Annotated in this window: 9 protein-coding genes; 5 read left to right on the top strand and 4 right to left on the bottom strand. The window is 57.9% G+C overall.

Features of this window, described 5'->3' with window-relative positions; all coding sequences use genetic code 11:
- Positions 1-117 precede the first annotated feature (117 nt).
- Positions 118-1,020 (bottom strand): LysR family transcriptional regulator, encoded by a 903-nt coding sequence (locus J2X43_RS28910; RefSeq protein WP_112390664.1) that lies wholly within the window; start codon positions 1,018-1,020, stop codon positions 118-120.
- Positions 1,021-1,109: 89 nt separating this feature from the next.
- On the opposite strand from J2X43_RS28910, the gene J2X43_RS28905 reads away from it, so the two are divergent.
- From J2X43_RS28905 to J2X43_RS28885, 5 genes are all read left to right on the top strand, one after another.
- Positions 1,110-2,126 (top strand): NADP-dependent oxidoreductase, encoded by a 1,017-nt coding sequence (locus tag J2X43_RS28905; RefSeq protein WP_112390663.1) that lies wholly within the window; start codon positions 1,110-1,112, stop codon positions 2,124-2,126.
- Between the two features lie 384 nt (positions 2,127-2,510).
- Positions 2,511-3,626: a hypothetical protein gene (locus J2X43_RS28900; protein ID WP_310300735.1), complete on the top strand. Its 1,116-nt coding sequence runs from the start codon at positions 2,511-2,513 to the stop codon at positions 3,624-3,626.
- A gap of 80 nt (positions 3,627-3,706) precedes the next feature.
- Entirely contained in the window at positions 3,707-6,382 is a 2,676-nt protein-coding gene (locus J2X43_RS28895) for an EAL domain-containing protein (RefSeq protein ID WP_310300732.1), read from the top strand.
- A 95-nt stretch (positions 6,383-6,477) separates the two neighbouring features.
- Positions 6,478-6,834, top strand: coding sequence for a response regulator (locus J2X43_RS28890; RefSeq protein WP_112390661.1), 357 nt, complete (start codon positions 6,478-6,480; stop codon positions 6,832-6,834).
- A 483-nt stretch (positions 6,835-7,317) separates the two neighbouring features.
- A complete protein-coding gene (locus J2X43_RS28885; protein ID WP_310300729.1) occupies positions 7,318-7,758 on the top strand; it encodes a hypothetical protein in 441 nt (146 codons plus the stop codon).
- Here J2X43_RS28885 and J2X43_RS28880 read toward each other — a convergent pair.
- The 3 genes from J2X43_RS28880 to J2X43_RS28870 form a co-directional block, all read right to left on the bottom strand.
- Positions 7,755-8,378 (bottom strand): response regulator transcription factor, encoded by a 624-nt coding sequence (locus tag J2X43_RS28880; protein ID WP_112390659.1) that lies wholly within the window; start codon positions 8,376-8,378, stop codon positions 7,755-7,757. The genes J2X43_RS28885 and J2X43_RS28880 overlap by 4 nt on opposite strands.
- Positions 8,375-9,769 (bottom strand): sensor histidine kinase, encoded by a 1,395-nt coding sequence (locus J2X43_RS28875; protein ID WP_112390670.1) that lies wholly within the window; start codon positions 9,767-9,769, stop codon positions 8,375-8,377. Before J2X43_RS28875 ends, J2X43_RS28880 begins: the two co-directional genes overlap by 4 nt.
- Before the next feature lie 83 nt (positions 9,770-9,852).
- Positions 9,853-10,032: a hypothetical protein gene (locus tag J2X43_RS28870; protein ID WP_310300726.1), complete on the bottom strand. Its 180-nt coding sequence runs from the start codon at positions 10,030-10,032 to the stop codon at positions 9,853-9,855.
- Positions 10,033-10,138: the final 106 nt, after the last annotated feature.

The raw sequence follows: 10,138 nt of genomic DNA, 5'->3' as shown, positions 1-10,138 counted from the left end.
AGGCGCGGGGCAGAAACGCGTTGGTACTCCGCCCGGAAAATCAAAATGGGCGGATGAGCAGCTAATGCGGCGAGTTTTTCAACGATATCCGCCAGTAGCGGGCATTCACTGCCAGTGTCACGACAACTCCACTAAGGTATCGACGAAAGCGCGCACGGCCGGGTTCGACCTTCGGCTTTCTGGCCACAGCGCCGTGATATCGTGCCGGTTCACTGCATAGTTGGCCAGAACCGGAACAAGCGCCCCACGGCTCACCCAGGCGCTGGCCATAAAACTGGTTGCCATTCCTATGCCGGCACCCGCCGCAATCGCGGCAATCACGGCTTCACTTGCGTCCACGATGATGGCGCAGGAAGGCACAATCTCCACCTCCCTGTCCCCGACGCGGAAAGGCCAGCGGAACAGCTGGCCGCTGCTCTGGTAGCGCAGGTTGACCGTCTGGTGCTCTTCCAATTGGTCCGGATGGGTCGGCGGGCTGCGCCGCGCCACATATTCGGGTGAGGCATAGCAGCACAAACGATGCGGTAGGAGGCGGCGCGAGAGCAGGCGCGAGTCTGACAGATCGCCGATGCGCACCGCCAGATCGAAGCCGCCTTCGATGAGATCCACTATGTGATCGCTCAAACGCAGATCGATGTTCACCTTGGGATAGAGACTGCGAAAACGAGGAAGCAGGGGCGCGATGATATGCAGACCGATCGGCAGTGAGGCAGCAATCCGCAATGTGCCGGCGGGCTCGGTGCGCACTGCTTTTGCCGCCTGTTCGATGTCTTCGGCGTCGTGCAGCAGCCTTAGCGCACGCTCATGCAGATCGTGCCCTTCTGCCGTCAGCGTCAGGGAACGCGTCGTGCGCGCAAAGAGCGAGACGCCAAGCTGCTTCTCCAGCCGCTGAATGCTTTTACTGACCGCCGATGGTGAGATGGACAAGGAACGTGCGGCAGCGGTGTAGCTTCCGAGCGATCCGGCGCGGGCGAACGCGATCAGCCCTGTCAGCCGATCAATTCCTATTTGTTCCTTCATGGCACTATTAAAGCGAATAATCTCACCATTATCAATGCAGCCAACTAGTCATATCTTCAGTCATGGAAACGACATCCAAAGAGGTAGCGATGACTGACATGATGAAAGCCGTGCGTTTGCACGAATTCGGAGGACCAGATGTCCTTCGCTATGAGGATGCACCCCGACCGGAAATCTCGGCGGACGACGTGCTCGTTCGCGTCCATGCCGCGAGCCTCAACCCGCCGGATCTCTATCTGCGCGACGGCTATCGGGTTCTGCCGCCAGAGTGGCACCCCAGTCCACGCTTTCCGCTGATCCTTGGCACCGACGTTTCCGGCGAGATCTCGGCTGTCGGTGAAAACGTGACGCAGTTCAAGGTCGGCGACGAGGTCTATGCGATGGTCCGGTTCCCGCATGACTTGATGACGGGAAGCAACGCCTATGCAGAATACGTTCGCGTTCCCACATCGGATTTGGCACTGAAACCTTCGGGGGTCGATCATATCCAAGCGGCCGGCGCGCCGATGTCGCTTCTGACCGCCTGGCAATTCTTGGTCGATCTGGGACATGATGAGCCGAACCCGTTCCAGATCTTCGCGCATGCGCCGGAACCGCTCGACGGCAAGACGGTGCTGGTGAACGGCGCGGGCGGTGGGGTTGGCCATCTCGCAGTCCAGATCGCGAAATGGCAAGGCGCAAAGGTGATTGCCGTTGCTTCCAGCAAGCATGAGGCGCTTCTCAATGATCTCGGTGCCGATATTATCCTCGACTACACGAAGGCGGCTGCCGAAACCGTGGCGAAGGATGTTGATCTGGTGCTCGATGCCGTCGGTGGCGCGGGCATGGAACGATTTCTCCCCTGCATCAGGCAGCATGGCGCCCTGTTTCTTGTAAACCCGCTGGGCTTTTCAGGCCATCATGAAGCTGCCCGACGAAAGATCACCGTCTCGACGACGCAGGTGCGTTCGAACGGAGCGCAACTGGCGGAGGCTGGCCGTCTGCTCGATAATGGCTCCGTTCGGGTAGTGATCGACAGTACCTATCCGCTGGCCCAGGCGTCGGCCGCTCATCGTCGGGCTTCCGAAGGGAGCATCCAGGGTAAAATCGTGCTGGACGTCGCCTGATTACAACGTGACCAGTCAAAGCTCAGGCCGCCGCGAACAGGCGGTTGAAGCGCTGATTCGGGAATATCCTATGTTGATCATAACGGGGCAACATCCACGTCGATCTGGCCGACCTGGCAAGTTCATGAAAGAACTGAATGCGCTGGCCCCACAACGCGGCAGCGTCCGGGAAGCGTCCGATACTGCCGTGGACGACCCACAATCCAGGATGATCGCTTCATCCATCGTGAGTTCCGGGATCAGATCTTGGTCCGGGGTGTCCGCAGCATTGAAAACCTAGTCGCCAGGCCAAAGCCTCAATTGGACAACGTCGTTGTATTGGGAGAGCTGTCCACTCGATCGGCGTAACCCGATGTTGGACTGAATTGGCAAGAGCATGCCAACATGGCATTGACGAATTCCTCGATAATTGACCGTCGCGAGAATTTAGCCGGTTTTTTAAAACCATTCTTAAGTGAGAAATGCATTAATGACCCCAAACCAAATGGGGCATCAATGCGCGTTCTTCTTCATCTTTTCGCTCTCGTCACACTTCTTCTTCCTTTGACCGCCTATGCCTCTGGTGACGATGATTGGCATGTTGCCAAGGCGAGCAGCCAGGTACGCTATACGACCGACCAGTCAATGTGGAAGGACTTGCAGACAGGCGACGTCGTTCCAAACAGCGCCTGGATCTCGACGGGCCCTCGCGGAAGGGTACAGCTTGTGCGCGGTGTTGAAAGTATCGGCTTCCAGCCAAGCACCCTGGCTGCAATAACAACGAAGTCGGGCGGACTGTTCAGCGCGCGCAAGACCAACATCCTCCAGCAGATCGGCGAACTCGATCTTGAGATCGAAAAGCGCAGCCAGCCTCATACAACCGTGCAGACACCTTATCTGGCTGCTGTTGTGAAGGGCACAATTTTCCATGTCAGCGTCGGCAAGACAAACGCTTCAGTGTCCGTTGATCGTGGGCTGGTACAGGTAACCTCATTCGCGAGCGGCCAGCTGGCCAATGTCGGCCCCCGTCAGCGTGCCACCGTCGACCGGAAGTCGGGAATGAAGGTATCTGGCGCGAACTCGCGGCCCACAATTAGCCCGGTTGCGCCGTCTGTTGCAGTTGTGCCTGCCGTGGGGACGACAGCGCTCGCAGGTCAGGCTGAAGTCACGACAGATGACAAGGGCAAGTCGTCCAAGGCGAGCAATGATGCAAGCGCGAAGGACGCCGCGCAAAGCAACGGGAAGTCCGGCAAGGGCAGCTCCGGAAGCAACGACAGTGGAAAGAGCGGCAACGGCAACAACGGTAACGGGGGTGGCAACGGCAGCAGCAACGGCAACTCTGGAAGCAACGGGAATGGAGGCAGTTCCGGTGCCGGAAGCAGCGGCAATAACGGCAATGGGAACAGCGGAAACGGTGGCGGAAACAGCGGAAACGCTGGGGGCAACGGCAAAGGCAACAACGGTAACGGGGGTGGCAATGGCGGCGGCAAGGGCAATAGCGGCAAGGGCAACAACAAGTGACGAGCTTTGGCTCTTCCCTGCGGAGAATGTGCTCCGCAATTGCCGGGCCGATCGCCTTGCGTGGGGGGCTCATAGCCGCGATGCTCGCGCTTCCGGTCGTCGCGCCTGCGCTCAACGCAATCACCGCTCTTAATGACGGCCTGATTGCCCAACGCTTCGAGTGGGCGCCACGAGAAGCCTCGGGAAAAATCGTCTTCATTGCCATCGACAAGAAAACGCTTGACGAGGTCGGCGTCTGGCCTTGGCCACGCGGCATCTATGCAAAGCTTCTAGCAAAGCTTATCGCGGCGGATGCAGCAGATATCTTTTTGGATATCGATTTCTCAACGCCATCAAACGCGGCCGAAGATGGCGCGCTCTCATCTGCCCTCGAACAAGCCGGCAGCGGGGTCTTGCTGCCGGTCTTTCGCCAGCAAATCGCTGCGGCATCGATTAACACCAGCGTCACCAAGCCGATTCCCAGTCTGCTATCCAATGCCTGGCCAGTCTTTGCCAACGTCACCACGGATGCCGATGGCGTTGTGCGCAAGTTCGACTTCGGCAGCGAATTCAATGGCGCAGCAACGCCGTCTGCCGCTTCCGCCCTTGCCAGAAGCGCTGAGACTTCAGGACGACGGCTGATTGATTTTTCCATCAAACCCACCAGCGTGCCGACCTATTCTATGGCGGATGTAATTTCCGGGAAGGTTGCGGCCGGCCAACTTTCAGGGCGTTCGGTCGTGGTCGGTGCGTCTGCGACCGAGCTTAAAGATATCTTCCCGGTACCGGTGAATGCAGCACTGGCTGGTCCGCTCATTCATGTGCTTGCAGCGGAGACACTGATCCAAGACCGGCTTCTGACAGCGTTTAATCAGACGCCGCTGGAGCTACTCCTTGCGGCCGCGCTCATCGTCGCCATCTTGTTATCGCGTTCGGTAGGCCTGGCGAATCTTTGCCTTCTCGCCGTTGCCGCGGGAATGGCCGGCGAAGTCGCTGCTTTCATTCTCCAGAAGGATTTTTCAATCATCACCGGGACGGTAGTGCCGTGGCTGCAGCTTATTCTGGCAGGCGGTCTGGCGCTGACCGAGCGGATCGATCTCGGCCAGATGCTGGCCGCCCTTGCTAATATTGAAGCACGCAATACCCGCCGCCTGATGCGGCGGATTATCGCCGACAGCTCGGATGGGATTGTTGCCTTCACCAGCGACATGGTCATCGCTGAAATCAGTGAATCTGCCAAATCGATTCTGCGCGTGGGCGCCGGAGCACATCTGCTGGCAAGTTCAGAGCATTCCGTTGCTGCCGCAGTTCGTGGTCTTACAGCTCTATACAATTGCGAGCCAGGCAGGATCCACAGCACCGTCATCGAGTTCGTCAGGCATAAAGATGACTGCAATTCGATAACCTACGAAGTGGCCATCACCCTTTCACCAGTCGAGGAACAGGGGAGGCTAGGTAGAGGCTCATTCGGTGGCTGCATGATTATCCGCGACGTTACGTCTCGCAGGGCGTACGAGGCAAAGCTCAAGCGGATGGCAGAGCGCGATGAACTTACGGGGCTTCTGAACCGGCGTGAATTCCTTGCACGTTTCGAAGGGCGCAACGGCGTAGTGGCCGTCCTGAACATTGAGCGCTTCTCGGACATCTGCGCGACACTGGGTCGCGATGTCGGCGACACCTTTCTAAAGGCTGTCGCTACACGGCTCTCCGCCACTTTTCCCTGTGAATTGCTTGCGCGCATAGATGGTGACCTGTTCGCTGTCCTCAGTGCCGGGGAAGATGCCAACCCGGCTCTTCATGCGGGCTTGCTCCTCGCCGCCTTCGAATCGCCTGTTGTATTCGACGAGATATCAGCGTCGGTGGCTGTTCGCGTCGGTGTCGCAAGGGTTGGTCTGGAAAGTGCCGAGAGTTCATTACGGGCTGCCGAGTCCGCGCTCGACGGTGCGAAAAAAACGTCGGAGCGATGGTCGATGTACGATCCGGCGGTGGCACTGCAGCAGGTGCGCTCCAGACGTCTCGAAGCCGACATGAGCAATGCGCTGCGAGACGGACAGTTTTTTCTTCTTTACCAGCCGCAGGTCGATCTCGTGACTGGCCGCTTCGTGGGTGCAGAAGCGCTGCTGCGCTGGCGCCATTCGGAGCTTGGGCTCATCGCACCAACGGAATTTATTCCCATTGCAGAATCTTCGGGAATGATCTGCGATATCGGACGATGGGTTATGATGGAGGCCTGCGCGGAGGCCATGCTGTGGCCGGAAGGGATCGTGTCGGTCAATGTGTCGCCGATTCAGTTCGAAAGAGCGGATGTCGAGGCGGACGTACGTCGAGCGCTTTTTGCAAGCGGGTTGCCCCCGTCCCGACTCTGCGTCGAGCTTACGGAATCTGTATTCCTAAGCGATGGTGGCCGGTCGATATCGACGATGGCTGCCGTTAGCGCGACCGGCGTATCACTTGCGCTAGACGATTTCGGCACTGGCTATTCCTCGATGAGCTACCTGGCCGACCTGCCGCTCAACAAACTCAAAATTGATCAATCCTTCGTTCGAAGGATGACCGAGGATCAGAACGTTTTCGAGATCGTAAAAGCGATCGTCTTGCTTGCCCATGGCCTGAATCTTGAGATCGTCGCAGAGGGGGTCGAGGGTCCTGCCGAACACGTACTCCTTCGCAAACTACAGTGCGAGACGGGACAGGGATATCTATTCGGTAGACCACAGCACGGTGCCGAAATGCTGGCAAGCCTTGCAGGGAATGAGGCATCAATATTCGTTGCATAGCAATGAAAATCCTTCAGTCATAAGACCTTGTGCCGTGGTGCGACGCTGCTTGCTGGTGTTAGGATCCAAAGTCTGGTCACAGTCTGGAGTCTCGTATGCGCGTACTTATTGTCGAGGATGAGCCGGATGTGGCTCTTGTCATCGAAGACATTGCTCTGGCTGAAGGATTTGAAGTCGTCGGTATCGCGACAAGAGCGACCGAGGCTATGGAGCTGGCCCGTGAGGCGGATTTGGCAATCGTTGATGTCCGACTTGCGGATGGTCTATCAGGCCCGAAAATTGCCCGTTCCCTTGCGACAGGGTTCGACGTTGCAGTCGTGTTTCTCACTGGCAACCCGGAGCTGGTCGATGGGCTCCCTGATATTCATATCGTCGATAAGAAGGACGGTGCCGAGGGTATTGCTGAGGCGTTGCGGTTGGCTGCGAGGTCTCGTACGAAACGCTCGGTATAAGTTCGGCGCTTAAAACAGTGGCGGTTGTTGGTGGTGCCCTATTAGTGTCGATCCTGGATCATCTGCCGGTCGACCCGGGAACAGCAGCGTCGTCGTCATACGTCGCGTGCGATCTTCTTTTCTCACTTGGGGCGAGATCCAAGATCGGAGGCCATCAATTCCAATGGCGCGTTGCTCAATGCGTGATCAAGAGCCTTACGCAATCAATTGAATGAAGAGAGCGTGCATGTGTCTCGGCGATCATAGTGTGTCATGACCGGTTTCGTTACGCGTCAGCCGGGGCTAACATTAGCGCTTGAGGAAACCGAAGATGGGTCAACGGCGTCGAGACCTTTCGATGTCCGTCGCAATCCTGGTCCGTGTTTGGCGCCGAAATTGTCTAGCCGGCTTGGATTTTTTCGGAGGAGGCAGAAATCTCATAAGTCCTGTCCTGCGTAGTATCCTGAGAAGGAGGCGCAAATTATGAGTTGCTCGAGACGAAACATGTTGAAAATCGTTGCTGGTGCGGGATTGGCCAGCGCTTTTTTTCCGCTTGAAGGCGCGCCCTTACTCACGCTCGATGCCTTCGCAAAGAGCGGCAACAATGGAAATGGCGGCGGTAACGGCAAGGGCGGTGGGAACAGCGGCGGAAATGGAAATTCCAGCGCGGGCAGCGGGAATGGCAATGGCAATAGCGGGAATGGCAAGGGTAATGGCGGTCCGGCAACTTCAGCTGAGCCCGCTGACGGGGGGATGACCAGTGCGGCTAATGGTGTGCAGGCAACACGCAGCGCGGATGGCTCAATCCGGATTCGACACCGAAACGGAATTATCGAGACCATTGTGTCGAACCGTTATGTCATGAAAGATCCGAAGGGTCGGACGATCAGCAACAGGATCGCGACGCAGGCAGATGTTACGCGCCTCTCGCGTTTTCTTCACTAGGCTAGATCCCGCCATTTAATGGCGGCCTCTGTTCGATTTGTGACACCGAGCTTCAGCAGGATTTGCGTCATGTGATGCTTAACGGTTTTTTCCTGCAGATCGAGCCGCAATCCAATATGCTTGTTGGAAAGACCTTCAGCGACGAGTCCCATTACTTCGCGCTCACGCGGCGTCAGCGAGGCCTTGGGCGAGGAATGCGCTCCAAGGGAGCGCTCTATCACTTTGGCAGACATTACGGGTGAGACGAACTTCGACCCGCGCATCACCACCCGGATCGCTTCGGCAAGTCCGCGCGATCCAATTCCCTTCAGTACATATCCGGCCGCGCCGCGCTGCAAGGCTGCAGAAAGCGTCTCGACTTCCTCGGATGCTGTTAGCATCAGCACCCGCGTCTCCGGACTTCGTGACAAAACCGAACTGATTGTCTGCAGGCCACCACCGGGCATCGAAACGTCGAGTAGGAGCACGCAGGGGCGATCCGAGGCCGCCAGCCTGATCGCGTCATCGCTGCTCGCGCCTTCGCCGATCACCACAAAATCAGCGACCTCCGAAAGGCTACGGCTGACGCCCTCGCGGAACAGCGGGTGATCGTCCACGATCCCGATTGTGATAGCCGTCATCTTACCGCCTCCAATTCCATCAACCGAAGCGTCATCGACACGACAGTGCCTGCGCTGCCCGTCTTGATATCGAAATCGCCCCCCAGACTGTCGACGCGTTCGCGAAGTCCCGCAAGCCCGAGACTTGTCGGCCGCACCTCATTCGGATCGAAGCCATCCCCTTGATCGCGGACTTCGATCCGGACCTCGCTGCCACGCGCTTGTGCGGTTACCGATTGTTCGATGCCGCCGCCGTGACGATAGGCATTGTTGAGGGCTTCTTGTACGAAGCGATAGACACAGATCTTCACGGCGGCCGATAAGTCTGAATGATCATCCTCGACGTTGCGCGCAACCGCGCTGGCTGTTCTTGTTTCGTGGGCAGAGACAACCCGCTCGATGATTTCTTCGAACGAGACACCTTCGATCTCCGGCAGGACGAGACCGCGACAGATCGTGCGGATCTCCCTCATGGCCTCGGCGAGGCTCGAACGGATCCAGGCCAGTTCCTTTTCTCGCATAGCAGGGTCTGTTGTGGCGTCGACCAGCATTTCGCTGTCGAGCCGCAAGGAGGCATAGGCTATATGCTGAGCGGGTCCATCATGAAGGTCGGCGCCGACGCTTCGGAGGTAGGTTTCGTTGAGGGTTGCCGCCCGCAAGGAAGATCGCTGCAAGCGACGCTGTAGCGCGAGCTTCTCGGAGAGCAACGCGGAGAGCTCCTTTACCTTGTTCCGGAGATCGGTCCGCTGTGCCTCAATCAGCCGGCTACCACGGAAAACGAGCGCCGAAAGCGTTAAAAAGAAGATTGCCGTCAGCCCAGCGACCGATGCCCAGCTCCATCGTCTTGCGCGAGCGATGCTGTCCGCAAGTCCCTGAGCCGTTTCATAGAACTCGACGACTGCGACGGGCTGACCGGACCATGGCTGCAGCACCGGATTGTAGATTTCCATCAGCGGCTTGCCGAGCTGCCGCTCCTTTTCGCTCTCCGGATCGCTCGCGACCTCGTATCGGGCGACGAGCAAACCTGAAAATGCCTGGCGAAGCTTGTCGCTGACCGGGAATTTGTGGCCGATCAGCTCCGGTTCGTTGGAATAGAGGATAGTGCCGTCGCTGCTCCAGAGCTTGAACGAGACGAGGCGCTTTCCGAGCGCGCCTTGCGACAGCGTCTCGTTTAGTGCCTGGGCGCTTCCTTCGTCGAGAAGCGTTTCTGTTTGCATGTCTGGAAGAAGTGGAGCAACGACGCTATCGACATAAAGCGCGGTCGCTGCCCCGGAATTGTGGATCACCGCATCCTCGATCAGCCGTGTCAGCAGAATGCCAATCAGCAGCATCGCCATGATCGACACAACGCCCCCGGTTATGAAAAACTGGGAGGCTAACGAGCGGGCATTCCAACGGCTGAGCCAATGCATCTGCGACCTGTCGACTGCGTGTCCGACAGACATGGTACTACCCTAGAAGAATTCCAGATAGCTGCGTGACATCTCGGGTGCCTTTAGTTCGGAACATCGCGTGTATCGGTGATGTCCGCGCCGACAACACTCCTGGTGATCTGCGTATCGCCCGACATGGCCGCGCCGAAGAAGTAGAGTGCGCCGCACAGGAATGCAACAAAGGCGACGACTGACGCATTGATCGCGACCGGGCCGGCGGAGGGTTTATGGATGATGCTCATAATTGCACTCCTTCATCGCTGTAGCAACGAGGCAAAATGGTCGCGGTTCCCGACCCCCGACTATGGTCCGTGTTGCCCCGGACTGAGGTCCGATATCGGGAACAAG

The sequence above is a fragment of the Rhizobium sp. BE258 genome (assembly GCF_031457345.1).
Taxonomy (GTDB): domain Bacteria; phylum Pseudomonadota; class Alphaproteobacteria; order Rhizobiales; family Rhizobiaceae; genus Rhizobium.
The sequence above is the reverse complement of the archived record's forward strand: the minus strand, read 5'-3'. Positions and strand labels throughout refer to the sequence as shown.